Genomic DNA, 26,650 nt, shown 5'->3' with positions numbered 1-26,650 from the left:
GCCGCGGAGATAACAAGGCGCGCCGGGGGTTCGGGCCCAGGCTTTCCACCCCACCCCGAACCCCCGGCGCGCCCTCTCTTCTCATCCGGGCCTTCCACGTAGCCGTCCCGGTGACGTACCAGTCGCCGCCTTCACGTGCCGGCTCAGGTGACTCACCGAGTCGTACCCCGTGAGGTCGGCGATCGCCTGCAGTGTCAAGGTCGAGTTACGCAGGTGGCCGAGCGCGTGCCGCAGACGTACGCCGTGAAGATGCGCGCGCAGCGAGGTACGCCGATACTTCGCGAAGTACGCCCGGAGAGTCGAAGGCGAGACGCCGAGTTCGTCCGCGAGATCACTGATCCGGATGCAGGATGCGAAGCGGGCTTCGACAATCCGCTCGGCCTCGGCGACGATCCGTTCCCCCGTTGGGAGATCCGCGCGCGCCGCTGCCCGGCGGAGCAGGATGTCGAGTTCGGCCAGCAACAGCCTCGCCAACTCACCGCTGTCAACCACGGGTTGCGCGACCTCCCGCGCCAGCCCGTCGAAGACCCGCCCCATCGAGCGATCGCCGTCGTCGAAACAGACCCGGGGCCACGGCCAGCCCGCCGGCGCCGCGACCTGCACGTGGCGGTTGGTATAGCCGCCGGTGGTGTATTCGGCATGCGGAGTCTGCGGCGGGGTGAGCAGCACTGTGCCGGGGGTTGCGTCGTACCACTCCTCGCCCACCGGACAACGCGCCCGCCCGCTCACGTAATAGACCAGCTCCCAGGATCCGTGTGAGTGCAGGGGAAAGTCCCGTCGTGGTGGCGCGACATGGATGCCCGCACCGAGCAACCGCGGCTGCGGCTGCGGCTGCGGTTGCGGTTGCGCATCCTGCGGACTGCCGCTGCCGTCCATCAGTCTTGACGCAGACCTGACTCGCGGACGGTGATGTTGAGCCGGCCCTGGCTCATGCCGATGTCCGGTCCGGTGCCGGGGAGCGTGCGGGGTACGCCGTGGAAAGCCAGCCTTGACGGTCCACCGAAGACGAAGAGGTCACCGGACTCGAGTTCGACATCGGTCCAGGGGCGCTGGCGGTGCTCGGTGTTGCCGAACCTGAACACGCAGGTGTCACCGAGGCTCAACGACACCACGGGGGCCAGGCTGCGTTCGTCGCGGTCCTGGTGCATGCCCATCCGGGCCTTCGCGTCGTAGAAGTTCACCAGCGCGATGTCGGGCTGGTACGCCGCACCCGCGTCGGGATCGTCGTACGCCTCCGCGACCGCACGCCGCGCCAGCTCACCCAACCAGTCGGGGAACTCCTTGACCGGCACACCGTCCCCGTCATCGACGCTACGCGAATAGTGGTACGGGACCCAGTGCCATCCAAGGCACACCGTGCGCACCGACATCACGCCGCCGCTGGGCAGGCGGGTCGCCCGCATTCCGGCCGGCGGGGCCGCCCACTCCCGGCAGGCCCGGACCAGACGGCGCTGCTCCGCGAGGGACAACCAGCCCGGCAGTTGGACCGCTCCGGGAGGGAGGTCGACCGGTGGCCGGGGAATGAGTGCCGCCATAGCGGTCCACTGTGCCACCCGCGGACTTTGCTCGCACGCCCTGGTCTCGTCGGCGTTCTGTGCAACGGTCTCGTCGTGTCCTGCATCGCAACCCTCCCAGAAACCTGGGAGGTTCGGGATCGAGACGCTCCTCGCCCGTGCCGTTCCATGCAAGCTCGTGCCGCTCCATGAAAGCCCGTGCCGGTCCATGCAAACTCATGTCGTTCCAATGCGAAGGGAGCTTCGACCCGTGGACATGCTCAGCGCCCTGGCCGACCTCGGGGTCGCCGCCGACACCCTGTCCGCTGCGGAGAATCAGCGGTTGGATCGCGACGGTTTCCTGCCACTGCCCGGGATCCTGCGCCAATCCGAGGTTGACAGTCTCAACGCCAGGCTGGCCGCGCTCACCGACGCCGAAGGCGATCGTGCCGGACTCGAGGTGCACCAGGAGACGGGCACCGACCGGCTCGCCGATCTCGTCAACAAGGACCCCATATTTTACGTGTGTTTCTCCCACCCACGGGTGCTGGCCGCGATGCGGCATGTCCTCGGCGAATTCAAGCTGTCCTCACTCAACAGCCGAGCCGCGCTGCCCGGCCAGGGCCACCAGTCGCTCCACGCCGACTTCGGCGAGCCCGTCTCGGCGGGTGCGTACCGCGTGTGCAACTCGATCTGGCTGCTCGACGACTTCACGGCCGACAACGGCGCCACCCGCGTCGTACCCGGCTCCCACCGGCGTGCCACCATGCCGGCCCAGGAGATGCCCGACCCGGCCGGTTCCCACCCCGAGGAGGTCCAACTCATCGCGCCCGCGGGCACCGTCGTGATCTTCAACAGCCACCTCTGGCACGGCGGGACCCTGAACCGCTCCGACCGGCCCCGGCGAGCCATGCACGGGTACTTCTGCCAGCGGGACCTGCCGCAGCAGCTTGACCAGAACGCCTACCTCCGGCGTACGACGTACGAACGGTTGAGCCCGGCACAGCGGTTCGTCCTCGGAGTGACGGAGCCGCCCACGTCGTGAGACCGGCCCCGTGCCAGGGCCTCGCTTCGCCGGGTGGTGGGGATAATGCTCCGATGAATCACGACACGTCCACGCCCAACGTCTTTGTGGGCCCGCAGGCCCTGCCCGAACTCGTCGAGGCCGTCGTCGCCTCGGGCGGCAAGGTCGTCGATGAGGTCGCGGACGCCGAGGCGATCGTGTGGTTCGGCGGGCCGCCGCGGGATCTCGCGGACCTTGACCATGACGGCATCCGCTGGATCCAGCTCCCGTCCGCCGGGGTCGAGTCGTGGTTCGAGGCGGACGTCTTCCGCGGCGGCAAGGTCTACACGTGCGCGGTGGGCAGCTACGCCGAGCCGGTCGCCGAGCACGCGCTGGCGCTCATGCTGGCCGGCGCGCGCCAGCTCGCCACGCTCGCCCGGCGTACCACCTGGGACCACGTCACGTCGGGCACCCTCCTCGACTCCACCGTCGGGATCATCGGATGCGGCGGGATCGGGCGCGCGCTCATCCCGCTGCTGGCGCCGTTCCGGGCCCGCATCCTCGCGATCACGCGCTCCGGTACGCCAGTGCCCGGCGCCGCCCTGACCACGACGCCGGACCAGCTGGACGCCGTACTCTCCGAGTGCGACTTCGTCGTCATCGGCGCCCCCGCCACGTCGGCGACCCAGCACCTCATCGGGCGGCGCGAGCTCGACCTGTTGCGCCCGCACGCGTGGCTGATCAACATCGCGCGGGGCTCGCTGGTCGACTCCGACGCCCTGGTCGAGGCGCTGCGAGCCGGCATCATCGGCGGCGCGGCGCTCGACGTCACCGACCCCGAGCCGCTCCCCGACGGCCACCCGCTGTGGACCGAGCCGCGCGCCCTGATCACCCCGCACTCGGCCAACCCCGCCTCTCTGCTGTTCCCCCGGCTCGCCGCGCGGGTGGCCGAGAACGTACGCAGGTACGCCGAGGGCCGGGAGCTGCTCGGCTTGATCGACGTCACGCGGGGGTACTGACCTCGGGTTCTGGGCGCGCTGAGGCGGGTTTCGGACGCTCTGTCCTGCCTTGGCGCGACCTGGGCGGCACCGCCGTCTGCGTGCCGAGGGCTGGTGTCGGTACGCTGGGCCCGCTGATCCAGCCCTCGTAGCTCAGGGGATAGAGCAACGGTTTCCTAAACCGTGTGTCGCAGGTTCGAATCCTGCCGGGGGCACCCAGTCTCACCACCCGAAACATGCCTCTGAGCTGCAGTTTTGCGGGTTCCGCGCGATCTTGGTCGTCCGGCTGTGTCCGGCTGGCGGCGACGCTTTCCGGCAGTCTGTGCCCGTACCGTGCCCGTGAGCGGGCACATTGGCTGCCGGCGGCGATGCGGGTAGTCCGAGCTGCTGCGGCAGTCCAGCGCACCCGACGAAGGTGCACTCCGGTTCGGTGTATAGCGCCGAGCCTGCTGGAGCCATTGCCTGCCATCCTCACCGGCCGGACCAGAACCACCGGCGTCGCCTCCGCGGGCGCGGCCTTCGATGCCTCTGACTTCCTTGGCGCCCTGTCATCGCACCTCTCCGTGCACGTCCCGCTCGACACACGCGGCTGACCGGCGCCCCGTGCCGGGACCCAGACCAGGAGCCGGACGCCGCGGCGGCGGTCTACACCGAGTCCTGAACGTCCACCAGCTCCGCGAGGTGGGCCCGGTAGTTCGGGCAGGTCGCGATGTCCTCGTGCGAGCAGTTCAGCCCGGCCTCGAGGAGATCGAGCGCCGAGCGCAGCGTCGCCATCCTGGCCTGCAGCGCGCGGTGGTTGCGGCGTAGCACGTCCTTGCGTGCGGCGGTGTGGATCGAGGTGAGGAACTCGCCGATGTCCGGCAGTGGCAGGCCGGCCTGCTTCATACGCACGATCGACGCCACCCTGACCAGGTCGTCGCGGGTGTAGCGGCGGCGGCCGCCCTCGGCGCGGGCGGGAGCGAGCAGGCCCACCGACTCCCAGTGCCGCAGTACGTGCGCCGGCAGGCCGAAGTGGTCGGCCACCTGGCCGATCGTCATCGGGCTTGACTTCATGTCGACATTAAGTCAGACCATGGCGGGCATGTACAGCCTGCTTACTGTCCTCGATGCCGTAGACACGCAGCCCTGGGCCGTGGCGCTGCGCGCACGTTCCTACGAGTTGCTCGGCGACCTCACCGGCCGAACCGTGGTCGACGCCGGCTGCGGCCCTGGCCGCGCGGTCGCCGAGCTGGCCGAGCACGGGGCCCGCGCGATCGGCGTCGATCTCGACCCCGCGATGATCGCCGCGGCCCGGAAGCGCTGGCCGGCCGGCGAGTTCCACGTCGGCGACGCCTGCGAGCTACCGCTGGAGACCGAGTCGGTTTCCTGCTACCGCGCGGACAAGGTGTTGCACACGCTCGACGACCCGGCGCGAGCCGTGGCCGAGGCCCGCCGGGTGCTCGCGCCGGGCGGGCGGGCCGTGCTGCTCGGCCAGGACTGGGACACGTTCGTCATCGACTCGGACGAGCCGGAGATTACCCGCCGGCTGGTCCACGCGAAGGCGGACTCGCTCCCGTCGCCGCGCGTCGCCCGCAGGTACCGCAACCTGCTGCTCGACGCCGGGTTCACCGACCCAGTCGTCGAGGTGCGCACCGGTGTGTTCACCGACGACACCGCGCTCGGCCTGCTGCACCGGATCACCGACGAGGAGAGTTGGCTCGCCGAGCAGGCCGAGCGCGCCCGCACGAACCGGATCTTCGTCGCGGTGCCGATGTTCCTCGTCGCCGCACAGGGATAGCGTCAAGCTCGGAGATGCCGTCCTCATCGTTGATGTCTCCTGTGGCGGCTAAGGCCGAGGAAGCGCCTAGGACTACAGCCGTAGATCGTGATCTGAGGTTGTCCCCTTGCGGGTAAGGGCTCTGGGGCGTGGGCGTCCTCGCCTATAGGGTGACCAAACTTCTCGGAGGTCTTTAAGTCAAAACCTCCGGAGTGCGAGAGTTGCCCGGTGATTGTGCAGACGAAGATCTTGGGGGACACGTCGTCGCCGGATATCCAAGAGGTGTCGGTTGTCGAGGAGGTGGTCACACTTCGCCAACTGCTCGAAGTCCTGGTGAGTCATGAACTCGCGAGCTATGAGGAGCGGCGGGTGAGGAGTCGCACCCTGTGGGTGCTCACCCCTGGCGACGTGGCTCGCGGCGTCGAGACGGGACGGTTCGGGCGGGAGTCACGCGCGGTTCCGGCCGCACCGCCGCTGGATGTGGCGCTGGTCCGCGCCATCGAGGCGTTCACCGACGGGCTCTACTTCGTTTTCCTCGATGACATACAGGTCGAGGATCTCGACGCGGTCCTACGGATCGAGTCCGACTCCCGGCTGCGGCTGGTGCGGCTCGTGGCTTTGGCGGGTGGCTGACGTGCTGTCGGCGGAGCAGGCTGATCTCGAGCTGAGGAAGTATGCCGCACCGGAGGCCGAACGAAGGCGCGGGGTCTGTGTGCGGAAGCGGCTCGCGCCTCCGCTCGCAGCGCGGATCGCAGGCGCCCTGGCCGATCGCCGGCTTGCTTGGTCCGACCTCGCTTCGGAGCTGGATGGCCTTTCGACCCAGAAGCGCGCGAAGGTTCTTTCCGCCTTGTGCCCATCGCTGGGCGCCGACCTCTCGGTCTGGTGGGAGTGGTCGCGATCCGCGCCGTACCAGCGGGGCTGGGATCGTCGTGCCTACCGCTCCGGGAACCCGCGCGACTCCCTTGCTGGGCGCTGGGAGGAGCTGGTCCAGCTGCTGAACCATGGCACGTGGTATCCCCAGCCGCTGTCCTGGCATGCATCGTGGCTGCTGTACCTGGGCAGCTACGTGCCGCTTGGAGGACTCCTTGCTGCCGCCGTCGACGCCGGGAACACCGAGATCAAGAGGATCCTCTTGGACAGCGTGCGCGGGCGCCACCCCATCGGCGGGCCGTCGCAGCAGGCGTTCGTCGCCTTGCTGGCCTGCACGAGCTCGGACTGTTGGGAAGCAGTCGAGGACCTGCTGGTCAGTGCGCAGCGAGCCGAGGGCCTGCGACAGACGATCCTCGAAGCCAGCGACCTGGGTCATCCCGACGCGTTCGCACGCATGCTCGCGGTCATCGGCCAGCACGATCTGGTTCGCTTCGCTGGAACCGTGCGTGCGATGGGGGTGTGGCTGGGCGAGGAGCTCGAGGTCCGGCAACCGCTCGCCCAAGCCATTGCCACCCTTCAGATGTACCTCAGGCGCCCGCCCGCGGCCGAAGAACTCCTCGAGGCCGACCCCGCCACGGCATACCTCGGCCTCTGGGCGCACGCGGTTCGCGACGCGAACGCGGCGGCCGCCGTCGCCGCCTGGGTCCTCAACAGCCCTGACGGCGGGCATCGTCTAGCCGCTGCCCGGCTGCTCACTGATCTTGCCCTCCCTGAAGCCAGCGAGCACCTTGCGTTGGCCCTGGAGGACGAATCCCTACCGGTGTTCGCCGCCGCGGTTGCTGCCTGGCCGGTGTCTGTGTGGGGCAAGGAGACGAGCACGGATCTGCACCCGAGAGTCCGAGAAGAGCTTCAGCGACGGGTAGGTCAGCTCGGCAGACAACAAGACGTACAGACCGGAATCTTGGGATCACGGACGCAGAAGGTGAGCGCGGCTTTGGCTGCCGACGTGATCGTCGCATACAGTCCCGCGCGCGCCGTCGATCTCCGCATTGTCGAAGCCGCATCCACAGATGGACGCCAGATCGCCGTAGGTCGGTACGCCCGCGAACCAGATGTGAACCGTAAGGTCCTCTTCTCATTTCTCACCGACCGATCCTCGACGGTCCGTGGGCTGGCCGCCAACGCTCTCGAGGGACTTCCCACCATCACCTCGGAGGAGGCGGTCGGGCTGGAGAAGATGCTCACCCGAAAGGCTGCTGACTTGAGGACGGCCGCGCTGTTATTGCTGCGGAAGCAAGACGCCGCCTCGCTCGCGGGATCAATAGGGCGGCTCTCGGCTGGTGTGCCGGAACAACAGCGTGCTGCTAGGGAACTCGAAGGTCTGCTGGGCACGGGGGCCGAGTCCGGCAGTTCCGACGACGTGCCTGCCGAGGTCCGGTTCATGCCAGAGGAGCGAACACAGGCAGCGCGTCCGGTGGCACGGCCGGCGCATGTCTGGAAGAAGTACCACCGGGGCGTCGCCCTGGCCTGGACGTCGCTTGGTGCCTGGCTCGACGAACATGCAGACGTTGAGGTTCAGACCTACAGCGGCGTGGAGTTGCTGGCCAACCTCCGCTGGATCCCGAACGCCGCAGACGGCTCGATGCCCCTGGCGTCGTTGATCGACCCGTGGTGGGAGCGGACGCAAGGCCACTTGACCGACGGCGGAGTCGAGGTCGCGCTCCTCCACTGGATGGGTTCGAGCAATCGGCCATGGGTGCGGGGGGTGAATAACGCTGTAGTGGGTCCGATAGGAGACTGGGACCGCCCCGATAATCTGAACCGGTTGCGCGCCCAGCTGATCGGGCATGTCGCTCGTCGAGAATGGCGTCCCAGTTGGGCAGGTCCGCTTCTGGACATGCTCGAGACGGCCGCGGCGGCGCTGCCGGCAGACGGACTCATGGGCGCCCCCGAGATTATGGCCAAGCGCGGACGCAAGATCGAACGGGACGACTGGGGCAACATCATCGGAACCGACGACCGCGTCACGACCTTCGGAGGGCTCTTCCGCGGCGCACCGGACGTTGTTGATCCCACCGACCTCACCGACGACCAACTTGCACGTCTGTGGCGCGCAGTACGGTTCCTGGACGAACCGGAGGGAACCTTCGACCGGTGGCACGGACCGATGCTCGAGGTCGCGGTCACGCAGTCGTATGGACAGGTCCAGGACAGCCGAATCCTCGTCCCCGACCAGCCTGAACGTCTGACACCAGAACCGCTCATCATCGTCGAGGCCTTCGAACGTGGCATCGCCTCAGAAGCAGACCTCATCGACAGTCTCATCATGGCGCCCCGTCGCGCGACCTACATCCGCCACTTCGGGGGCCGCGGTCGAGACGCCGTCTGGACCCTCACTGCCCTCAATCCGCCGTCATGGGTTGCACGAGAGCGGACCCAGACCATCGTGGAGAAGGTTCGCCGGGCCGCCATCGCCCAAGAAGCCGATCGAGGCGACCTTCCTACCCGTCTATCGGAGACATCGAAAGCCCTGCGATCGGCGTACGGAGCCGACAGCCTCATCAGGGTGCTTGCCGCGCTGGGAAAGCGACCGTTCGCCCGCGGCTACGCGTGGACAGACACACGCGAGAGCGGGCTCTCCCATCTCGTACGGATCCACCAACCACGCCAATCCGACACCGCCGACGAGCTTGGTCGTCTCGCCAAGCAAGCTCGCATCACCAACGCGCGCCTCATCGAAACCGCCGTCTACGCGCCCCAATGGGCCCAGCTGATTGAAGAACACCTCGGCTGGACCGGCCTCGAGTCGGCCGTATGGTGGGTTCACGCCCACACCAAGGACGACAGCTGGTCCGTTGACCAGGAGATCCGCGCACAATGGGCCAGCGAGGTGAGCCAACGCACGCCGCTGGACAGCACCGACCTGGTCCGTGGCGCAGCCGACGTGGCGTGGTACCGCGACGTCGTGTCCACTCTGGGCCCGCAACGATTCGCCACAATCCTCAAGGCGGCCAAGTACGCCTCCTCCGCCGGCGGTCACAAGCGAGCAGAGCTTTTCGCCTCAGCGCTCATCGGCGATGCCGACGAGCCTTCCCTGATGACCCGGATCCAGGACAAGCGCCATCAGGACTCCGTACGAGCCGTCGGGCTGCTGCCTCTGTCACCCCAAGGAGGCGACGGAGTCCTCTACCGGCGGTACGAGACCCTTCGAGGGTTCGTCGCGTCCGACCGCACATCCGGCTCGCAGCGACGCGCATCAGAATCGACCGCAGTCGAGGTCGGACTCGAGAATCTTGCTCGGACGGCCGGCTACCGCGATCCCCAACGCCTGATCTGGGCAATGGAGGCAGCTGCGGTTCGAGACCTCGCCGAGGGCCCCGTCGTCGCGGCAGGCGGCGATTTGGTCGTGAGCCTCCAAATTGATGACGCCGGCGTTCCGCTCATCGAGGTCAAGCGAGCCGGGAAGCCGCTGAAGACCCTTCCAGCCAAGAGCGCCAAGCTCCCCGAGATCGCTGCCATTGCCGACCGCGCGAAGGATCTGCGCAAGCAGGCACGCAGGATGCGCACCTCGCTTGAGGCTTCCTGTGTCTTGGGCGACACGTTCGATGTCGACGAGGTATCCAGGCTGCTCCAACACCCGATCCTGGCTCCAATGCTTCGCGAGGTCGTCCTCGTGGACGTTGAGGGGATCGCCGGCTACCCGTCATCGGAGAGCCCAGGAACTCTGCTGGCCCCCGACGGAACAGGCCGGCAGGCACGCGGCGAGTTGCGGATCGCGCACCCACTCGATCTTCTGGAATCGGGTGAATGGCCTGACTTCCAGCACGCCGTAATGACTCGAGAACGGCCGCAACCATTTAAGCAGGTGTTCCGTGAGCTCTACACTCTGAACACCACCGAGCGCGACGAACGCGGCGCCGGTTCGCGCCGATACGCCGGTCACCAGCTGGAGGCCCGGCGTGCCGGCGGGATCTTCACCTCCCGCGGCTGGGTCGCCGACTTCGAGACCGGCTTCTCCCGAACCTTCCACCAGGAAAAGCTGACCGTCTGGTGCCACCTGCTCAACGGCTGGGGATCGCCCACCGACGTCGAGGACGCGACCATCACCGATGTCACCTTCCACCCAGCCGGTTCATGGCAGCCAATGCCACTCGAGGACGTTCCGCGACGGCTCTTCTCCGAGGCCATGCGAGACCTCGATCTGGTCGTATCCGTTGCCCACGCCAGCGGCGTCGACCCGGAAGTGTCCGAGTCATCGGTCGAGATGCGGACCCGCCTCGTCGACGAGACCGCGACCTTGCTCGGACTCAGCAACGTCGAAGTCGGTGGCCACCACGCGAGAATCAAAGGCACGCTCGGCACCTACTCCATCCACCTCGGCTCAGGTGTCGTACATCGGAGCCCCGGAAACGCGGTGTGCATTGTGCCAGTCAGCGCCCAGCACCGCGGACGCATCTTCCTCCCGTTCGCAGACGACGATCCGCGTACCGCTGAGATCGTGGCCAAGGTCGTACTACTTGCCCGCGACGACAAGATCAAAGACCCAACGATCCTCGAGCAACTGGTCCGCTGAGCCGCAGAGTTGCCCGCCGGCGTCGATCGTGGACTCACGAAAGGCGATCATTAATCCAAACGGATCTCCGCGTACCGCCTATCCAAGGTGATGGCAATGGATGAATTATCAATGCATTGGAAGATGCATCCGCCCGGCTCAGCCGACCTCGTTCTACACCTTCCACGAGAGGTCATCGAAATACACACCACATACATAGGGAATGGTCTTGGTTCCGTAGTGCAATCGGCAATTGACCTGCGACTGGGGTCGAGCTCGGCAATCGCCTTCCTGCCTGCCGAGCCCGGGGGTACCTGCCTGTTCTTTTCAAGCGCCGACGAAGAGGCTTACCTGCAGGTCGTCCAGTTTACGGATATGGCATCAGAGTCCGGCCGCTGGCGCGGTGGCAGTCTGCGATGGCACGGTCGGGTTGGCGTCAGAACATTTATTCGCAGCGTGGTGCTTATGGCTGGCGAAGTGCTGGTTCAGTGTGGGGGCAGTGACGCGTATTCAAGGGCTTGGGGTGGCATCCCCTTCCCGATTCGTGAACTGGAGACTCTCCGGCAAGGATCGTGATCCTGGTGCGCCCAGCAGTCAGACCTGAGAAAGGTCTCTGAGTGGGTGCGCTCGACGAGTGGTTCGGGCGGCGCACGTTTCGGGCGTTACTTGTCCTGGGCGGCAAGTTCAGCGATCTGGCCGGCGGCCTCGGCGAGGGTGGCGACGCTCTCGCCGGTCCAAGGCCCGGTTGTGATGACGGTGGCGTGGTCGATACCCAGCTCGGCGAACGCCGAGCAGCGGGCCACGAACGACTGAGTTGACTCGCCGGGCTGCAGCCGGGTGGAGATCACCTTCTCGATCTGCTCGTACGGCCGTCCGATCTCAACGCACAGCCCACGCAGCACGCCCAGCTTGTGCTGTAACGTCGCGCCGCCGTCCGGGATGTCGAACACGTTGCATGCGTCCGCGTAGCGCGCGACCAGCGGCAGGGTCCGCTTCTCCCCCGTGCCGCCGACCAGGATGGGCGGGTGCGGACGGGCGACCGGCGCGGGACTGCCTACCGGAGCCTCGAGGGTGTAGTGCCGGCCGCGGTAGGGCGAGGTGTCTCCGGTCCACATTCGCAGCGCGATCTGCAGCGTCTCCTCCAGCCGGTCGAACCGTTCCGGCACCGGCGGCAGGGCCAAGCCCATCGCCGCGGCCTCCTCGACCTGGTATCCGGCGCCGATACCGAACATGGCGCGGCCGCCCGAGAGCACGTCGAGGGTGGTGACGGCTTTGATCAGCAACGCGGGCGGGCGGAAGGTCACCGCGGTCACCAGCGCACCGAGCCGGACACGCGAGGTCCGCGCGGCAAGGTAGCCGAGCGTGGTGTACGCCTCGAGCATCTCGGTCTCGCCGGGGCGGGCGCCGTACGGGTCGACCTGCAGCAGATGGTCGGAGACCCAGACCCCGTAGAGGCCGCCGCGGTCGGCCGCCTCCACGATCTCTGCGAGCTGCTCTCCCAGCCCGCGGCGCCCGTCCCGCCACGAGAAGTTGGTGATGCTCATGCTCAACCGCATGACAGTTCTCCTTCGACAACGCGGTAGCGGATGCCGCTAGCGACGCGAGCGGCGTTCACGCAGCGCCTCCACGGTCTGCTCCAGCCGGCGCTGACGGGTATCGTCCCTTTTGGCTTGCTCGATCCATTCGGTGTAACCCCGCTGCTGGCTCGACGTGAGTCCATCGAAGAAGGCGTGCGCCTCGGGTTCGGCGGCGAGAGCCGCACGCAGATCCTCGGGGACGGCGACCCGCGCAGGCTCTGTCGCGAGCTCGACCTCAACGTCGAGCCGGTCACCGGCCGCGACGCCTGCAGCGCTCCGGATCCCAGCGCTGACCGGGATCATGACCTCGCCGGACATCGTGCCCAGGCTCGTCTGGAAGGCGTAACCATTAAGCGTGACGTTGACCCGTGGCCTGCGGCCTCCGCCCAGGCCATCGATGACATCCTCCGGAACGGGCACGCCCGTTGCCGTCATCCCGTTGAGGCGCAGTTCCGCATCGAACCTCATCACGCACCACCAATCAACTCGTCGTCTTGCCGGCCGCTGAGCCAGCCGCAACCGGCCTCGCTGGAATCCGGGTCAGCCGATCAACGTCGAGCAATGGCAGGGTGTGGGATCGCGCGGTAGGCGGCGATCGAGGTCATCGCCAGCCAGCCCCAGGCGACCAGCACCGTGATCCAGAGGAGCCCGACGCCGCCGGGAAGTGCGGACAATGCTCCGCCAGCGAGGAAGGCCACAATGATGACCACGCCCGCGACCCTCGACCATGTCGTTCCGCGCGATTGGCGTCGACCGAGCCAGGAGCCGGCGATGATCGCTGCGATGCCAACGCCGACGAACCCCACGCCGCCGAACACGAAGTGGAGGATGCCCGCGGTGGTGAACTCCCCGCCGCCGGCGCCGGGTGGGAAGTTCTCGGTCGCGTCCGGTGGGAAGATCGCGCTGAGCACGAAACATGCGCCGTACACGCCGACCAGCAACCCCGCTGCGCGCGACCACTCGGGGGTACGCAACAGCCCGATCGCGGCGACGATCGACATCAGGCCGGACAGGACGAGGTTCAGCCATTGCAGCCAGCCGAGGTCTCCGATGAGCAACAGACTCAGCGCATCACGGGTCAGGTCGAATCCCGGCCGGGTGAGAGCGAGGGTGATCCCGAAGAGAAGATAGAACGGGCCGGCCACGACTCCCCATCCCAGCATCGAGCGGGTAACAGCCGCGCCACGGTCGCAGCCAAGCTCGGTCTGCGTATCTGCCATTTCATGCTCCAATCTTGGTTCGGCGAGTCCGGCGAGTCCGGCGAACGTCACTCTGAGGGCACAGGACTGGATCGACCCGTCCCTCGTCGTAGCGGCAGTGTTCTCTGTCGCGACCGCCGGCCATGCCTGCCGGTGCACGGCCGCGATCACGACCTGCTCTGCTGTGCTGAGCAGCGCCGCAGCCGCGGGCGCTTCAGTTCGTTCCCGTCAGAGCCCAGCTGCAGGCGGATAGGGACACCGTCGAGGATCCGTCGCCCATCCGGCCATAGGTACGGATTTACCCAGAACCAGAACTCGTCGACCTCAGTCCAGTTTGGGGATCTCGATATTGGAGTAGTGCGGGTTGGTGAACGGGAATGCGTTGGTCGCCCAGTGCTGCAGCGCCTGATACAGCGTCTGGTAGTGACCGGCCTCGTACGCGTCGGGAGTGACCCACCAGCTGACGTCTACGTCATGCTGGAGCAGAGCCTCGGTGAGTGGGCTCCGGACGCCGACGGGATACAGGTAACAGCAGCCGAGGTAGAGACCGTCGTCGTCGTAGACAGCGTAGGTAAACGACTTTCTGTCCCGGAACTCGCACTCGTGCCAGACCAGATCGATGTAGTTGCCGTCCGCGGTGACCAATTCGGTGGGCCAGCGTCCGCCCCGGGTACGGCGGATGAGGTCCAGGCTGGCGTTGATGCCCGCGACGTCGTCCTCGAGATCGACCCGGCTGATCGCCCGGGCGTGCAGGTCAGCGTGGCGCAGTTCGGTGGGAGCCTCGAATCCCTCGGGCAGCCCGAGCCGCTTGATGAGTCCAGCGAGGTCGACCGGGTCCACCCCGTCTCGTGGAGAGCTCCTCGAAGCCTGTTTCCGTGCTGCGCGGGCGATCGACGAGGCCAACGCGTCGAGCATCGACTGGGCGCCGTGGACGTCGTCGCCGTTGCCGTACGGCTTGTGGTAACTGACTCTCGTGAGCCCCCGGGTCATCGGCTGCACGTCGAGGGTGACCGCTTCGTCTGGTTCGGTGAAGGTGAACTGGGCCAGGCGGGGCGGATCGACTCGTCCGTAGCGGATGTCGAATGGGATGCGGGTGGAACCGTCGTCGCTGACCATCACGCCAGTGACGGCGCCGCCGGGTCGCGGGTCAAGCCGGATCTCCTCCGCAGGGGTGGTGTACCCGTCGACGACGAACCAGTGGGCGAAGAGGTCGGGTTCGGTGAAGTACGCGAAGACCGCGTCCGGCGTGGCCGGCACCGAGACGGTCGCGGTGAATCCGGCGTGGTCCGCCGCGGACTCAACCACGACACCGCTGGCGAGGGTGGCGTCGGTCATGCTGACCCTTCCTGCCGAGCGGCCTGGGTGCGGTAGGTGAGGATCACCACTCCGGAGCCGAGGGTTCTCGTACCCTCAAGCTGCAGGACCTGGTTCAGGCCTTCGTGCAGCAGGAGATCATCGCCGGAGCCGACGCCGGCCAGGACGGGATGCAACCACAGGTGGAGTTCATCGAGGACGCCCTCCGCCAGCAGGTTCTTCGCGAGCGGCCCATAGCCGTGCATCAGTATCTGCGGCCCGTCTTCCTCCTTGAGCGCGCGGATCGCGGAGACCGGGTCCTCGGAGATGACGGTGGTGTTGTTCCACGTCGCGTCGGTGAGCGTACTCGACACCACGTACTTGGGCAGCCGGTTGATCAGGTCGGGGTACTCGCCCTCACGGTTCGGCCACGCGCTGGCGTACACCTCATAGGTCTGTCGTCCCATGAGCAGGGCGCCGCTGGATTGCAGCTGCTCCAGCGCGAGGGTTTGAGATTCGGCATCGCTGTAGGCGAAGTGCCACCGTTCCATGTGGTTGATGACGCCGTCGAGGCTGACGAACGTATGACAACTGATGGGGCGCATGAGGTTTCTCCAGGTTGGTGTAGCGGGTCGTGTGATGGTTTCTGAGTGAGTGGTCCGCCGCACCGTGCGGCGGAGCGGCCACGGGATAGGCCTCGGTGACGAAGAAGCGTGTGAAGTTTGACTACGGTGGCTCTCCTCATGGATCGGTGATTGGTTCAGCGGGGTCCGGCGGAGCGACCTGTGCTGTGAGCGGAGCCAGATGACGCAAGCCGCAGCCGATCATGATTGCGAGGACTGCGGCGATCCCTGCGGCGATAACCGCCATCAGCCGCACACCGTCGAGAAACGCGGTATTCGCGTACTGAATGAGCTCGGACTTGGCAGGCCCAGGCATGCCCTCGGCAGCGGCGTACGCGGAAGCGATGCCCGCTTGTGCGCGCGCCGCGACATCCGGAGCCAGCCCCGCCCGCTGCAGCGAAGCTACGTAGACGGCGGCGCCGACACTGCCGAGCGTCGCGGTGCCGAGCGCTGCGCCGAACTCGTTCGCCAACTGCGGCAGCGCTGCCGCGGCGCCTGCCTTCTCGGGCGGAGCCGCGCCGAGGACGAGATTGACACCGAGCGCGAGCAACGGCCCGCCGCCAAGTGCCTGCACGGCGAACGCGACGATAAGCACCACGGGTTGGTCGACGACGATCACGATCGCGACTTGCGAGACCACCACCACCAGCAGGCCCACTGCGATCAGCCGAGCTTGAGGTACATGGCGGGCGAGAGTAGGAGCCGTGGTGACGCTGATCGCTCCGGCGAGCAGGCACGGAAGCAGCGCTAGGCTCGCCAACGGCGGCGAGAGGCCCGCGACGGTCTGCAGATACGTGGTCAGGTAATACAGGCCGGCAGCGCCGACCGCGGTGTAGCAAAGCAGCGCCACTAACGGCAGGCTCAATGCTCGATCGGCGAAAAGAGACAGGTCGAGCATTGGCTCGGCGAGCCTCTTCTGCCGCCTTATGAACAAACCTCCGAGAACGAAACCGACCAGGAAAGCAAGCGCGATCACGGGATGCCATCCCTCGGTTGCGGCCTGCTTGACGCCAAAGACGATCACGAGGATTGCCATCAGCGACAGTGCGGCACTCACCACGTCGATGCGGCCGCCACCAATGTCGGACTCGGGAAGAAGCGCCCTAGCCGTCGCGATGATGACCACCGACACTGGCACCGCCAGGAGAAACACCGAGCCCCACCAAAAACTGGTGAGCATCAGGCCACCGATGAACGGGCCGACGATGGCTCCGACCGTGAAGGCGGCAGCCCAGATGCCGATTGCCTGCGCACGTTGAGCCTCATTGCGGAACATGACGCTGATCAAGCCCAAGGTGGTCGGCCCTAACGTGGCGCCCGCGACACCGAGCAGCGCGCGCGCGATAAGCAGCATCTCAGGGCTTGTCGAGAGAGCCGCCAATATCGATGCGGCACCGAATCCGGCGGCGCCGAGGACGAGCAACCTGCGGCGGCCGATCCGGTCGCCAACCGAGCCCATGGTCAGCAGCAAGCCGCCGACCATGAAGCCATAGATGTCGACGATCCACAACTGTTCAGAGGCGGTGGTACCGAGATCGGCGGCCAGGTGAGGTAGCGCGAGCAGGAGGACGAAGAAGTCGAACGCGACGAACAGCATTCCGGCCGCGAGAATGGCGAGCCCAATCCATTCCTTCCTACCCGCACTCGCGGGTATGGGATTAGCGGTCACTGTGGGCCCCGGGCGAGAACATCAGTTCCTTCTCCTTCGTTGTGTGCTCATCGGTCGCTGCCTTCGGCCGCGGTGCGCCTGCGCCGGCGTGTTCGAACGTCTCGCTGCCGCTCGGAGCTTCGTTGACACCGTCGACGGAGATGTACTCGGTGGCTACGATCCTGCCCATCGGAATCCTCGTTACCTTGAGTCGTGTCCGGGCCCTGATTGAACGAACGTAACGACCGGTTACCCCCGGCGGGCAAGCCGCGACGAGACTCATGGCCGGAATCCTGGGAAACGTGTCAGACAGCCGCCACCGCGCCGATGTCGTCATGCCTCACGTTGCGGGCATGACCACCACCGAGAACGAGATCCGCGAGCTTGAGCAGGCGTGGGCGGCCGCCGAGCAGGCCGCCGACGCCGACGCGTTAGAGGAGCTGTCCGTGCCGGAGTCCCACCTGCACCGAAATGCGTATTTGCAGCTCAAATGGCATTTGAGTGTGGCCGGCCGATAACCGCCGTCAGTAAATTCCTAAACCGTGTGTCGCAGGTTCTAATCCTGCCGGGACGCACCCACAAAGCCGCAGGTCAGGCGCATCGTCCTGCTTGCCGCAGCTCGCGCTTGTAGATCAGATGCAGGAACGTGAGGACCGCCGTGAAAGCATCGACTGCCGACGTTGGTCCATCCATCCACAGTGCCGGGACGTCGGCGACTGCCTGCCAGCCGGTTTGCAGGTTTTGGTGATTGATGTTGGTATAGCGACCTCGGTCTGGCTGGGGGGGCGATGGATGCGGAGACGTTGGTCGGGGTGGTCAACGAGCGGTGCGGCTACGGACTGACACTGGTGGGTGTGGCCGAGCACGGCGAGACCTCCGGTGCGGTCTACGTGCGCTGGCCCGGGGGCCGCGAAGGGGTGATCACCAGGACGAACATGCCAGTGGAGCGGATGCAGCAGACCGCTGAGGTGGTGGAGTCGCTGCGTCGGAGCGGTCTTCCGGTGCCGCAGCAGGAGCCGATCCGGCTCGACGACGTGTACTGGACCGTCCTGGTCCTGCAGGAGCGCCTTCCCGGCAGCCCACCGAAGGTCGCCAACGCTGCGGTCATCGAGGCCATGCTGGCGATGAACGAACACTTCGAAGGAGCGCTCGCCGACCGCCCCGACGTACCCATACGACAGCTGTGGCTGCAGCGCAGTAACCCTGACTACACGCCGCCGAACGTGCTCTTCGACAACTCCGGGCAGATCAGCGGCATCGTCGACTGGAACGGCGGGGTCGCTCGCGGCGACCGATGCTTCGCCCTCGTCGGGCTCCGCGCCGACCTCACCCTGGGCGCATGGATGCAGGCGAATCATCCACAGGTCCTCCAAGAAGCCATCGATCGCCTCGACGAATACCTCACCAACTTGCTCGATCCGACCCTGCTGCGGCGCTACTGGGCACACTGCACACTCCATCGCCTGCATTGGACGATCACCTTCAACGACGCCGAAGGGATCGACATGGGCCTGCGTCTGGGCAACGTCTACCTCCGCTGAACCGAAAGCCGACAGGCGCGAGTGACCGGATGCCATGCCGAGGTCCCACCCCTTGTGATGCACACGCCAATCTGTCGCCGCCGCTACTCCTGTCTTGATCCACGATGCGCGCGGAAGACAAGAACTCGGGAGTCGGCCGTGACTGGCTCGTTGTGCCAGCCGCCGCGCACGTCAACATCGCTGAATCCGGCACGTTCAAGGTCAGCGGTGATGTCCTCAGCGGTGCGGAAGTACAGAGCGGTTGTGGTGCGCGCCGAACGCCACACGAGCCACTCGCGGAGGTGACCGGACGAGGTGTCGCGCTCGGTATAGGTCTCATCCGGGTTCCAGCGCTCCCACTCTTTGGCCCGCGGATTGCGGGTTTCGAAGCTGATCACTCCTCCGAGCCTGAGCGCGTCCCTAAGGGAGCCCAGGACCGTTGGATAGGCCTTGGGGCTTATGTGCATCATCGTGTTCCCGCTGCTCACGGCCAGATCCGCGTCGCCGGCGCCGGCGATAGTTGCGTCGCCGTGGATCCAGGTAACGGCTTCGGCGCCCGGCTGGCGGCGTGCGTAGCCCAGCATCGTTGCGCTCGGGTCAACACCGATAACCACCCGGCCCGGCGTCGCGAGCGCACGAGTGAGAAGCCCGGTGCCGCAGCCTAGGTCGATAATCTTCTCTGCTTCGATCGCGTCGGCGAGCGCCCGATAATACGCGTGGTCGTCGCTGGCAGCATTGTCGAAGTCATACCGCGCGACGAACTGCTCATCCCGATACGGGTCCCCAGCCATGCCGCTGCACGCTAGCGAGACCGTACAGCGCACGCGACGGGTTTCCCCTCTCCTCCAACAACAAGGACCCGGCCACGGTCAAATGCGGCCGGGTCAAGGGCCGCACGAAAACCCACTCGTAATCCGTAGGTGGGCGTGCAACCCGCGTGCAATGGGCGGCTGGACGAGCCTGGACTGACTACCACCAGTTGCGTAGCCGTCTACGTCGAGGAGCGCGGTCCGCACGAGTTGCCTACGTCGAACTTCGTATCCGCTGCCGCCTGCGGACGGAGGACGCCCCGGTCTCAAGACGCGACGATCGTTTGTGTCCATTCAACGACGGAGGCCCTCCATGAGCACCCGTCGTTCGACCGAAGGGATCCTCATGTCGATCCTTCACCTGCTTGTCGCACCGGCGGTCGCGCACGTCACCGTCGCCGCCGGTGGTTACGGCCCTGGCTCCGGGCGATTCGGCGCCATCGTGGCCGGCGTGGTGGGGCTGATCAGCTTGGTCATCGGTGGGCTGGCTCTGGCCCGCTCCGCTGGTCGTTTCGGCACCGGCAACGGGCGGGCCGGGGCGATCGCGGCCGCCGGGGTGGGGCTGAGCGGCATGGTCCTCAGTGTGCTGCACCTGGCCGGCTCCGCCGGTGGTTTCGGTACCGGCAACGGGCGGGCCGGGGCCATTGTGGCCCTGGTGGTGGGGCTGATCGGCGTGAACCTCGGTGGGCTGACTCTGGCCCGCTCCCGCCGCACCGGCTGACCCGGCTGACCCGGCTGACCCGGCCATGGTGTACCCGAAAGGATCCTCAATGTCCTTCCGTCACTTGCTTGCCGCACCGGCGGTCGCGCACGTCACCGTCGCCGCCGGTGCTTACGACCCAGGCTCCGGACGCCTCGTGGCCACCGTGGCCGCCGTAGTTGGGCTGATCAGCTTGGTCATCGGTGGGCTTGCTCTGGCCCGCTCCGCCGGTCGTTTCGGCACCGGCAACAGGCGGGCCGGTGCCATCGCGGCCCTGGTGGTGGGGCTGATCGGCACAGCCCTCAGCGTGCTGCATCTGGGCAGCTACACCGGTGCTGTCGGCACTGGCAACGGGCAGGCCCGCGCCATCGTGACTCTGCTGGCGGGGCTGATCGGCATGAACCTCGGTGGGCTAGCTCTGGCCCGCTCCCGCCGGCAGCCCGAATGACGCGGCCGGCATAGGTTGGACGCCGTGCGGATCACGAAGTACACCCACGCGTGTGTACGGCTCGAACACGATGGCCGGGTGCTGGTCATCGATCCCGGGACGTGGAGCGAGCCAACTGCCCTGACCGGTGCGGATGCCGTGCTGGTGACTCACGAACACGCCGATCACATCGATGTCCTTCGCCTGGCTGGGCTCGGCGTACCGGTCTATGCCCCGGCCGAAGCGGACATTCCACTGCTGGAGGTCACCGGGGTGTCCTCCGGTCAGGAGTTCACCGCCGCCGGCTTCCAGGTAGGCGCGGTCGGCGGGCGGCACGCGTTCATCTACGGCGGCCAACCGGACTGCGCCAACCTCGGCTACATCGTCGACGAGGCGATCTACCACCCCGGTGATTCGCTGCACGTCCCCGAGCAGCCGATCGAGACGCTCCTGGTTCCAGCCCAGGGATCGTGGATGAAGATGGCTGAGGCGATCGATTTCGTCAAGGCGATCAAACCGCAGCGGGCGTTCGCGATCCACGACGCCCAGATCAACGATCGCGGCCTCAGCAGCGTGAACGGCTGGCTCGCCGAGGAGACCGTCAGCGGCTACCGGTATCTAACGCCCGGCGAATCGGTTTGAGATGAGTCGCTGGCTTGTGGGGCGTGTCCTGCCGGCAGCTTGAGGGTGACGGTCAGCCCGCCGCCGGTGTTCGGCGCCGCCGTGACCGTGCCGCCGTGGGCGTGCACGATGGACCTGACGATGGCAAGGCCCAGGCCCGTTGATCTGGAGCCCGCGGTGCGGTCAGACGCGAGCCGCTGGAACGGCTCGAACAGCCGGTCGACCTCGGTCGGGGAGATGCGGTCGCCACTGTTGCGTACCGTGACGACTGCTTCCCCGCCGCCGTGACCGGTCACCACCTCGACCCAACCGCCTGGCTGGTTGTGCCGGATCGCGTTGTCGACGAGGTTGCTCACCAGGCGGTCCAGCAGGACCGGGTCGCCGTTGACCGGCGCCGGGCGCAGGTCGGTGGTGATGGTCAACCCGGCGCGCTCGGCTTCGCCGTCCGCCTCGCTCAGCGCCCCGGCTGCTGCGACCGCCAGGTCATGCGGCTCGCGAACGATGACGCCGCTGTCGCTGCGGGCCAATGCCAGCAGGCCATCCAGCATGCGTTCGGCTCGACCAGTCGCAACAAGCACGCGATGGGCTGTGGCCTCCCACTGTTCGGAGGTGCTGTGCCGCTTGGCCAACTGGACCTCGGCGCCGGTACGCACGATCGACAGGGGCGTACGCAGCTCGTGTGCGGCGTCGGCGATGAACCTTCGCTGGCTCTTGAACGAGGCTTCCAGTCTGGTCACCATCTGGTCGAAGGTGTCGGCCAGTTCCTTGAGCTCGTCGCGCGGCCCGGAGAGCGCGATGCGCTCGTGCAGCCGGTCCTGGGAGATCCGCCGGGTGGCGGCGGTGAGTGTACGCAGCGGCCGAAGCATGCGGCCAGCGACCACCCAGGAGACCCCGAGCCCCACCATGGCTGTGATCGCGAGCGCGATCGCGGAGGTTCCGGCGGTGCTCAGCAGCATGTCGTCCCGGAGCCGGGCGATCTCGGCCTGCTTGGTCTGGTAGGCCCTGAGCTTCTCGCCCGTCAGCCACGCGTCTCCTTCTGGCGGAGCGCTTGCTATCGCTTCCATCTCGGCCAGCGTCGGGGCGTCGATGTCGCTGTAGAGACTCTGATACAGCAGTGCGTAATTGAGCGCGAGAAGGGCCGCGCAGGTCGCCACGAGCACGACCGCGTACACAAGGGCCAGCCGCAGCCGGATCGACGGGTGCTTCCAGCGCGGCTTCACAGCCGGTACCCCGCGCCGACAGCGGTCTCGATCAGCGGCGGGTCGCCCAGCTTGCGGCGCAGCCGGGCGATGGTGACCCGGACGGTCGCGGTGAACGGGTCGGCGTGCTCGTCCCACGCCCGTTCCAGCAGATCCTCGGCACTGACGACGGCACCGTCGGCGACCATCAGGATCTCCAGCACGGCGAGCTCCTTCGTGGTCAGCGGGATGATGCGGCCGTCGCGGGTGACGACGCGCCGCGCGGTGTCGAAGGTCAGGCCGGCGCTCCGCAGGACCCGGGGCGCGTTGTTGGCCCGGCGAGCCAGCGCGCGGATGCGCAGCACCAGTTCGTCGAAGACGAACGGCTTGGGCAGGTAGTCGTCGGCGCCGAGGATCAGGCCGGCGACCCGGTCAGCCGCCTCGCCCGCCGCCGTGAGCATGAGGATCCGGGCGTCGCTGCCACTCGCGGCCAACGCCGTGCACACCTGGTCGCCGTGGACGAGCGGCAGGTCGCGGTCGAGCACGATTACGTCGTACCGGTTCGCGCCGGCCTTGTGCAGGCCGTCGATCCCGTCGGCGGCGAGGTCGACCGCCATGCCCTGGTCGCGCAGCCCGTCGGCGACCTGCTCGGCCAACAGCACCTCGTCCTCGATCAGCAGCACCCGCACCCGCACATCCTCCTTGACCGGCAGTCTCCGCGGTCGGGCATTACACCGGCGTTACAGGCGCGGTAACGGTGCTGTTGCGGGCCCGCGGCTGCACTGAAGCAATGAGAAAACGTGTCCTGGCCGCCTGCCTGCTACCGCTCCTGCTGGTCATGGCGGCCGGCTGTTCGAAAGCAGATGACGGCGAGGGCGTGGCCTCGGTGGGTAGCTCCGGACCGGCGCCGAGCCCGACATCGAGTCTCAGCGTGCTGGAGCAGGGAATCAAGTATGCGCAATGCATGCGGGCGGAGGGCCTGCCGTGGCCCGACCCAGAAGTAGACGGCGACACCGTCCGGCTTCGGGGGCTCGACAGCAGCAAGGGTGCGGTGGACGCAGACACGCTGCACAAGGCGGAAGAAGCGTGCAAGCAGGACCGCCCTGTCCTGAACGCCCCCGATATGGAACTGAAGCTGGAGGGGGCGCTCGAGTACGCGCGGTGCATGCGGGCCCACGGGGTGGAGAACTTCCCCGACCCGGACGCCAACGGCGGCTTTCAGCTCCCGCAGGAACAAACTGACCCGGACTACGACCAGGCGAGGGCGACCTGCCGGCAGCCTCGCACGCAGAGCCCGAGCCCGGGAGCGACGCGGAGGTGACGAGCCCATCCACAGTGCGTCGCAGGCGGCGCGGCCGGGGCATCGCGGTAGCTGGTGCGGTCGTGCTCGCGGCGGGGGTGGTGACCGTCGCCGCCGTGGGCTTCGGCGGAGGCGGCACGCGTACGCCGAACCCCACGGCGGACCTGCCGCCGGCCGCCGCGCAGGTGACCCGCCACACGATGCTGGACACCGACGAGGTGTCCGGCGATCTGGGCTACGGCGTCGAGACCACGCTGCCGGGCCGGATCGCCGGTGTGATCACCAAGGTGCCGCTGGCCGGCGACGTCATCGGCCGGGGCCGACCGATCTACCGGGTGGACAACGCGCCGGTCGTACTGATGTACGGCAACGTCGCCGCTTACCGGACGCTCGCCCCGGGCGTCACCGGTGCGGACGTACGACAGCTCGAAGCCAACCTGAAGGCCCTTGGCTATGGCGGGTTCACTGTCGACCGCACGTACACGTGGGCCACCGCGAGAGCGGTGCGGCGATGGCAAAAGGATCTGGGCCTGCCGCGGACCGGCCGGGTCGAGCTGGGCCGGGTGCTGTTCGCCCCGGGCGCGATCCGGGTCGACACCGTCACTGCCGGGGTGAACCAGTCCACCGGTGGCGGGCAGGAGGTGTTGCGCTACACCGGGACCGGCCGCCAGGTGACGGCCCGGCTCGAGGTGTCCCAGCAACGGCTGGCCCGCAAGGGGGTCGAGGTGCAGATCCAGATGCCCGACGGCAAGCAGGTGGCCGGCCGGGTGGAGCGGGTCTACACCGTGGTCGAGCAGTCGACCGACCCGGGTGGCGGCCAGGCCGAGACCCGAATCGAGGCGATCGTCTCGCTGGGCGACCCCGCGGAGGCGGCGGGGATCGAGGCGGCCGCGGTCACTGTGGTCTTCACCGCGTCCGAGCGCAAGGACGTGCTCACCGTGCCGGTGGCGGCGCTGGTGGCACTGGCAGGGGGCGGGTACGGCGTCGAGGTCGTCGAGGGATCGACCACGCACTACCTCAAGGTGGAGACCGGTCTTTTCGCGAGCGGCCGGGTCGAGGTCACCGGCGACGGGTTGACGGAGGGCATGACCGTGGGGATGCCGCGATGATCGAGTTGACCGACGTGACGAAGGTGTACCCCGGGAACGTCCACGCGCTCGCCGGCGTCACCCTGACCATCGGCCCCGGCGAACTCGTCGCGGTGGTCGGCCCGTCCGGCTCGGGCAAGTCCACCATGCTGCACATGCTGGGCACGCTCGACCGGCCCACGTCTGGCCGGGTGGTCATCGACGGGTACGACGTATCGAGGCTGTCCGACCGGCAGCTGTCAGCCCTGCGCGCGAGCCGGATCGGCTTCGTGTTCCAGCAGTTCCACCTCGCCGCCGGCGTACCAGCTCTGGACAACGTGGCCGACGGCCTGCTCTACGCGGGCGTACCGATGAAAGAGCGCCGGCAACGGGCGGCGGCCGCGTTGGAGCGGGTGGGGCTCGGACATCGGCTCGACCACGAGCCGCACGAGCTGTCCGGTGGTGAGCGGCAGCGGGTGGCGATCGCTCGGGCGGTGGTCGGCGGCCCCGCGCTGCTGCTCGCCGACGAGCCGACCGGCAACCTCGACTCCGCCTCAGGCGAGGGCGTCATGGCCGTGCTGCGGGAGCTGCACGCCGCTGGTACCACCGTGGCGGTCATCACCCACGACCGTGAGGTCGCCGGGGGCCTCGACCGGCAGGTGCACATGCGCGACGGCCAGGTGGTCGGCGACAGTGCGACCACGCCGCAGGCGGCCGGGATGGCGCAATGGTGACCGCGCTGCAAGACGGGCGCCGGCTCTCGCCCGCCCGGATGGCCCCTCGGGACGTGGCCCGGGTCGGCGCGGACGGCCTGCGCACCCGCCCGACCCGGGCGCTGCTGTCCGCGCTCGGTATCGCGATCGGCATCGCCGCGATGGTCGCCGTCGTGGGCATCTCGTCCTCCTCCCGCGAGGAGCTGAACCGCCAGCTTGCCGCGCTCGGCACGAACCTGCTCACCGTCTCCCCCGGACAGACAGTGGAGGGCCAGAACGCCAAGCTGCCGGCCGAGGCCGAGGCGATGATCGCGCGGATCGGCCCGGTCACCGCCACGTCGGCGACCGGGGCGATCACGAGCGCCAAGGCGTACCGGTCGGACAGGATCCCCAAGGTGGAGACCAACGGGCTGACCGTGGTGGCCGCCCGGGTGAGCCTGCCGCAGACCGTGGGCGCGACCGTACGCAGCGGCGTCTGGCTCAACGGCGTGACCGGCCGGTACCCAGCGGCGGTGCTCGGCGCCGACACGGCCGACCGGCTCGGCATCGGCCGGCCCAGCCCGCAGACGGAGATTCTGGTCGGCGGCGCACGCTTCACCGTGATCGGCATACTCAACCCGGTCACGCTCGCGCCCGAGCTGGACACGGCCGTCCTGATCGGCTGGGACATCGCCACCGACGCGTTCCGCTTCGACGGACGGGCGACGACCGTCTACACCAGGTCGCGGGACAGCAAGATCGAGGCGGTACGCGGCGTTCTGGCCACCACCGCCAACCCGCAAGCACCCGGCGATGTGAACGTGTCCCGACCATCCGACATCCTGGCCGCGCGCCGAGCGGCCGACGCCACCCTGAACGGGTTGCTGCTCGGCCTGGGGTCGGTGGCGCTGCTGGTAGGCGGAGTCGGGGTGGCGAACACGATGGTCATCTCGGTTCTGGAGCGCCGGGCCGAGATCGGGTTACGCCGCTCGCTCGGCGCGACCCGAGGACAGATCCGGCTGCAGTTCCTCGCCGAATCGCTCCTGCTGTCCACGCTCGGCGGCGTGGGCGGGGTGCTGCTTGGTGTCGCCGTCACCACCGGGTACGCCGCGTACCAGTCGTGGCCGGCGGTGGTGCCAGCGTGGGCGACCGCGGGTGCCCTCGCGGCCACCACGCTCATCGGTGGCGTCGCGGGGCTCTACCCCGCGATCCGTGCGGCCCGGCTGTCCCCGACGGAAGCGCTGGCCACACCCTGACCCTGGCGACGGATGCCGCGTGGGGGCCTGCGTGAGGGGTACTGACAGTAACTCCCACGCGCGGTCCG

The 26,650-nt window shown here is 67.8% G+C and carries 27 protein-coding genes and 1 tRNA gene; 15 read left to right on the top strand and 13 right to left on the bottom strand.

Annotated elements, in window-relative coordinates:
• Nucleotides 1–81: 81 nt before the first annotated feature.
• Nucleotides 82–876 (bottom strand): helix-turn-helix domain-containing protein, encoded by a 795-nt coding sequence (locus B141_RS45640; protein WP_020575935.1) that lies wholly within the window; start codon nucleotides 874–876, stop codon nucleotides 82–84.
• Nucleotides 876–1,553, bottom strand: a complete 678-nt coding sequence (locus tag B141_RS0114695; RefSeq protein ID WP_202805784.1) for an alpha-ketoglutarate-dependent dioxygenase AlkB family protein — start codon at nucleotides 1,551–1,553, stop codon at nucleotides 876–878. The genes B141_RS45640 and B141_RS0114695 overlap by 1 nt, the downstream gene beginning before the upstream one ends.
• 217 nt (nucleotides 1,554–1,770) lie before the next feature.
• Between B141_RS0114695 and B141_RS0114690 the strand changes: the two genes are divergently transcribed.
• From B141_RS0114690 to B141_RS0114680, 3 genes are all read left to right on the top strand, one after another.
• A complete protein-coding gene (locus tag B141_RS0114690) occupies nucleotides 1,771–2,538 on the top strand; it encodes a phytanoyl-CoA dioxygenase family protein (protein ID WP_063828613.1) in 768 nt (255 codons plus the stop codon).
• Nucleotides 2,539–2,591: 53 nt separating this feature from the next.
• Nucleotides 2,592–3,515 carry a D-isomer specific 2-hydroxyacid dehydrogenase family protein gene (locus B141_RS0114685; protein WP_020575932.1) on the top strand — a complete coding sequence of 308 codons (924 nt, stop codon included), beginning with the start codon at nucleotides 2,592–2,594 and terminating at the stop codon, nucleotides 3,513–3,515.
• Nucleotides 3,516–3,636: 121 nt separating this feature from the next.
• Nucleotides 3,637–3,709, top strand: a tRNA-Arg gene (locus B141_RS0114680).
• Nucleotides 3,710–4,139: 430 nt separating this feature from the next.
• Here the strand turns inward: B141_RS0114680 and B141_RS0114670 are convergent.
• Nucleotides 4,140–4,547, bottom strand: a complete 408-nt coding sequence (locus tag B141_RS0114670; protein ID WP_026257230.1) for a MerR family transcriptional regulator — start codon at nucleotides 4,545–4,547, stop codon at nucleotides 4,140–4,142.
• 28 nt (nucleotides 4,548–4,575) lie between these two features.
• On the opposite strand from B141_RS0114670, the gene B141_RS0114665 reads away from it, so the two are divergent.
• The 3 genes from B141_RS0114665 to B141_RS45635 all read left to right on the top strand — a co-directional run bounded on the left by B141_RS0114665 (nucleotide 4,576) and on the right by B141_RS45635 (nucleotide 10,693).
• Entirely contained in the window at nucleotides 4,576–5,271 is a 696-nt protein-coding gene (locus B141_RS0114665; protein WP_026257229.1) for a methyltransferase domain-containing protein, read from the top strand.
• 207 nt (nucleotides 5,272–5,478) lie between these two features.
• Complete coding sequence (locus B141_RS0114660) at nucleotides 5,479–5,883, top strand: hypothetical protein (RefSeq protein ID WP_020575928.1); 405 nt, start codon at nucleotides 5,479–5,481, stop codon at nucleotides 5,881–5,883.
• On the top strand, nucleotides 5,876–10,693 hold the full coding sequence (locus B141_RS45635; protein ID WP_020575927.1) for a DUF4132 domain-containing protein: 4,818 nt from the start codon (nucleotides 5,876–5,878) through the stop codon (nucleotides 10,691–10,693). Before B141_RS0114660 ends, B141_RS45635 begins: the two co-directional genes overlap by 8 nt.
• 641 nt (nucleotides 10,694–11,334) lie before the next feature.
• Here B141_RS45635 and B141_RS0114650 read toward each other — a convergent pair.
• From B141_RS0114650 to B141_RS0114615, 7 genes are all read right to left on the bottom strand, one after another.
• On the bottom strand, nucleotides 11,335–12,228 hold the full coding sequence (locus B141_RS0114650; RefSeq protein ID WP_020575926.1) for a TIGR03560 family F420-dependent LLM class oxidoreductase: 894 nt from the start codon (nucleotides 12,226–12,228) through the stop codon (nucleotides 11,335–11,337).
• A gap of 36 nt (nucleotides 12,229–12,264) precedes the next feature.
• Nucleotides 12,265–12,717: a YdeI/OmpD-associated family protein gene (locus B141_RS0114645; protein ID WP_020575925.1), complete on the bottom strand. Its 453-nt coding sequence runs from the start codon at nucleotides 12,715–12,717 to the stop codon at nucleotides 12,265–12,267.
• An 80-nt stretch (nucleotides 12,718–12,797) separates the two neighbouring features.
• A complete protein-coding gene (locus tag B141_RS0114640) occupies nucleotides 12,798–13,469 on the bottom strand; it encodes a DUF998 domain-containing protein (RefSeq protein WP_051114081.1) in 672 nt (223 codons plus the stop codon).
• Between the two features lie 303 nt (nucleotides 13,470–13,772).
• A complete protein-coding gene (locus B141_RS47440; protein WP_020575923.1) occupies nucleotides 13,773–14,783 on the bottom strand; it encodes an SRPBCC family protein in 1,011 nt (336 codons plus the stop codon).
• Nucleotides 14,780–15,346 carry a dihydrofolate reductase family protein gene (locus B141_RS0114625; protein ID WP_020575922.1) on the bottom strand — a complete coding sequence of 189 codons (567 nt, stop codon included), beginning with the start codon at nucleotides 15,344–15,346 and terminating at the stop codon, nucleotides 14,780–14,782. Before B141_RS0114625 ends, B141_RS47440 begins: the two co-directional genes overlap by 4 nt.
• Before the next feature lie 136 nt (nucleotides 15,347–15,482).
• Nucleotides 15,483–16,961 carry an MFS transporter gene (locus B141_RS40700; protein WP_020575921.1) on the bottom strand — a complete coding sequence of 493 codons (1,479 nt, stop codon included), beginning with the start codon at nucleotides 16,959–16,961 and terminating at the stop codon, nucleotides 15,483–15,485.
• Nucleotides 16,962–17,022: 61 nt separating this feature from the next.
• The gene (locus tag B141_RS0114615) at nucleotides 17,023–17,202 is read right to left on the bottom strand and encodes a hypothetical protein (protein WP_020575920.1); all 180 of its coding nucleotides are present in this window, start codon (nucleotides 17,200–17,202) and stop codon (nucleotides 17,023–17,025) included.
• Nucleotides 17,203–17,365: 163 nt separating this feature from the next.
• On the opposite strand from B141_RS0114615, the gene B141_RS0114610 reads away from it, so the two are divergent.
• Entirely contained in the window at nucleotides 17,366–17,530 is a 165-nt protein-coding gene (locus tag B141_RS0114610) for a hypothetical protein (protein WP_157181016.1), read from the top strand.
• A 270-nt stretch (nucleotides 17,531–17,800) separates the two neighbouring features.
• Nucleotides 17,801–18,553: an aminoglycoside phosphotransferase family protein gene (locus B141_RS0114605; RefSeq protein WP_020575918.1), complete on the top strand. Its 753-nt coding sequence runs from the start codon at nucleotides 17,801–17,803 to the stop codon at nucleotides 18,551–18,553.
• A gap of 83 nt (nucleotides 18,554–18,636) precedes the next feature.
• On the opposite strand, the gene B141_RS0114600 is transcribed toward B141_RS0114605, so the two are convergent.
• Entirely contained in the window at nucleotides 18,637–19,323 is a 687-nt protein-coding gene (locus B141_RS0114600; RefSeq protein ID WP_020575917.1) for a class I SAM-dependent methyltransferase, read from the bottom strand.
• A 304-nt stretch (nucleotides 19,324–19,627) separates the two neighbouring features.
• On the opposite strand from B141_RS0114600, the gene B141_RS0114595 reads away from it, so the two are divergent.
• The 3 genes from B141_RS0114595 to B141_RS0114585 are packed head-to-tail and all read left to right on the top strand — an operon-like array spanning nucleotide 19,628 to nucleotide 21,110.
• Entirely contained in the window at nucleotides 19,628–20,062 is a 435-nt protein-coding gene (locus B141_RS0114595) for a DUF6223 family protein (RefSeq protein ID WP_272944078.1), read from the top strand.
• 49 nt (nucleotides 20,063–20,111) lie between these two features.
• Complete coding sequence (locus B141_RS0114590) at nucleotides 20,112–20,489, top strand: DUF6223 family protein (protein WP_020575915.1); 378 nt, start codon at nucleotides 20,112–20,114, stop codon at nucleotides 20,487–20,489.
• A 24-nt stretch (nucleotides 20,490–20,513) separates the two neighbouring features.
• Nucleotides 20,514–21,110 (top strand): MBL fold metallo-hydrolase, encoded by a 597-nt coding sequence (locus B141_RS0114585; RefSeq protein WP_020575914.1) that lies wholly within the window; start codon nucleotides 20,514–20,516, stop codon nucleotides 21,108–21,110.
• Here B141_RS0114585 and B141_RS0114580 read toward each other — a convergent pair.
• Entirely contained in the window at nucleotides 21,077–22,309 is a 1,233-nt protein-coding gene (locus B141_RS0114580; RefSeq protein ID WP_020575913.1) for a sensor histidine kinase, read from the bottom strand. The genes B141_RS0114585 and B141_RS0114580 overlap by 34 nt on opposite strands.
• The gene (locus B141_RS0114575) at nucleotides 22,306–22,956 is read right to left on the bottom strand and encodes a response regulator transcription factor (RefSeq protein ID WP_026257226.1); all 651 of its coding nucleotides are present in this window, start codon (nucleotides 22,954–22,956) and stop codon (nucleotides 22,306–22,308) included. Before B141_RS0114575 ends, B141_RS0114580 begins: the two co-directional genes overlap by 4 nt.
• 101 nt (nucleotides 22,957–23,057) lie before the next feature.
• Between B141_RS0114575 and B141_RS40695 the strand changes: the two genes are divergently transcribed.
• The 4 genes from B141_RS40695 to B141_RS0114555 are packed head-to-tail and all read left to right on the top strand — an operon-like array spanning nucleotide 23,058 to nucleotide 26,582.
• Nucleotides 23,058–23,588, top strand: coding sequence for a hypothetical protein (locus B141_RS40695; protein ID WP_063828611.1), 531 nt, complete (start codon nucleotides 23,058–23,060; stop codon nucleotides 23,586–23,588).
• A complete protein-coding gene (locus B141_RS0114565; RefSeq protein WP_202805780.1) occupies nucleotides 23,585–24,676 on the top strand; it encodes a peptidoglycan-binding protein in 1,092 nt (363 codons plus the stop codon). The genes B141_RS40695 and B141_RS0114565 overlap by 4 nt, the downstream gene beginning before the upstream one ends.
• A complete protein-coding gene (locus B141_RS0114560) occupies nucleotides 24,673–25,368 on the top strand; it encodes an ABC transporter ATP-binding protein (RefSeq protein WP_020575909.1) in 696 nt (231 codons plus the stop codon). The genes B141_RS0114565 and B141_RS0114560 overlap by 4 nt, the downstream gene beginning before the upstream one ends.
• Nucleotides 25,362–26,582, top strand: a complete 1,221-nt coding sequence (locus B141_RS0114555; RefSeq protein ID WP_020575908.1) for an ABC transporter permease — start codon at nucleotides 25,362–25,364, stop codon at nucleotides 26,580–26,582. Before B141_RS0114560 ends, B141_RS0114555 begins: the two co-directional genes overlap by 7 nt.
• The last annotated feature ends 68 nt before the right edge of the window (nucleotides 26,583–26,650 follow it).

Source organism: Actinopolymorpha alba DSM 45243 (genome assembly GCF_000373925.1).
Classification (GTDB): domain Bacteria; phylum Actinomycetota; class Actinomycetes; order Propionibacteriales; family Actinopolymorphaceae; genus Actinopolymorpha; species Actinopolymorpha alba.
The sequence above is the reverse complement of the archived record's forward strand: the minus strand, read 5'-3'. Positions and strand labels throughout refer to the sequence as shown.

What these genes read in the sequence shown, in the direction of transcription:
- B141_RS45640 (WP_020575935.1), bottom strand. Translation starts at nt 876, where the DNA reads ATGGACGGCAGCGGCAGTCCGCAGGATGCGCAACCGCAACCGCAGCCG.
- B141_RS0114690 (WP_063828613.1), top strand. Translation starts at nt 1,771, where the DNA reads ATGCTCAGCGCCCTGGCCGACCTCGGGGTCGCCGCCGACACCCTGTCC.
- B141_RS0114685 (WP_020575932.1), top strand. Translation starts at nt 2,592, where the DNA reads ATGAATCACGACACGTCCACGCCCAACGTCTTTGTGGGCCCGCAGGCC.
- B141_RS0114670 (WP_026257230.1), bottom strand. Translation starts at nt 4,547, where the DNA reads ATGAAGTCAAGCCCGATGACGATCGGCCAGGTGGCCGACCACTTCGGC.
- B141_RS0114665 (WP_026257229.1), top strand. Translation starts at nt 4,576, where the DNA reads ATGTACAGCCTGCTTACTGTCCTCGATGCCGTAGACACGCAGCCCTGG.
- B141_RS0114650 (WP_020575926.1), bottom strand. Translation starts at nt 12,228, where the DNA reads ATGCGGTTGAGCATGAGCATCACCAACTTCTCGTGGCGGGACGGGCGC.
- B141_RS0114645 (WP_020575925.1), bottom strand. Translation starts at nt 12,717, where the DNA reads ATGAGGTTCGATGCGGAACTGCGCCTCAACGGGATGACGGCAACGGGC.
- B141_RS0114640 (WP_051114081.1), bottom strand. Translation starts at nt 13,469, where the DNA reads ATGGCAGATACGCAGACCGAGCTTGGCTGCGACCGTGGCGCGGCTGTT.
- B141_RS47440 (WP_020575923.1), bottom strand. Translation starts at nt 14,783, where the DNA reads ATGACCGACGCCACCCTCGCCAGCGGTGTCGTGGTTGAGTCCGCGGCG.
- B141_RS0114625 (WP_020575922.1), bottom strand. Translation starts at nt 15,346, where the DNA reads ATGCGCCCCATCAGTTGTCATACGTTCGTCAGCCTCGACGGCGTCATC.
- B141_RS40700 (WP_020575921.1), bottom strand. Translation starts at nt 16,961, where the DNA reads ATGCTGTTCGTCGCGTTCGACTTCTTCGTCCTCCTGCTCGCGCTACCT.
- B141_RS0114615 (WP_020575920.1), bottom strand. Translation starts at nt 17,202, where the DNA reads ATGGGCAGGATCGTAGCCACCGAGTACATCTCCGTCGACGGTGTCAAC.
- B141_RS0114610 (WP_157181016.1), top strand. Translation starts at nt 17,366, where the DNA reads ATGACCACCACCGAGAACGAGATCCGCGAGCTTGAGCAGGCGTGGGCG.
- B141_RS0114605 (WP_020575918.1), top strand. Translation starts at nt 17,801, where the DNA reads ATGGATGCGGAGACGTTGGTCGGGGTGGTCAACGAGCGGTGCGGCTAC.
- B141_RS0114600 (WP_020575917.1), bottom strand. Translation starts at nt 19,323, where the DNA reads ATGGCTGGGGACCCGTATCGGGATGAGCAGTTCGTCGCGCGGTATGAC.
- B141_RS0114590 (WP_020575915.1), top strand. Translation starts at nt 20,112, where the DNA reads ATGTCCTTCCGTCACTTGCTTGCCGCACCGGCGGTCGCGCACGTCACC.
- B141_RS40695 (WP_063828611.1), top strand. Translation starts at nt 23,058, where the DNA reads ATGAGAAAACGTGTCCTGGCCGCCTGCCTGCTACCGCTCCTGCTGGTC.
- B141_RS0114560 (WP_020575909.1), top strand. Translation starts at nt 24,673, where the DNA reads ATGATCGAGTTGACCGACGTGACGAAGGTGTACCCCGGGAACGTCCAC.
- B141_RS0114555 (WP_020575908.1), top strand. Translation starts at nt 25,362, where the DNA reads ATGGTGACCGCGCTGCAAGACGGGCGCCGGCTCTCGCCCGCCCGGATG.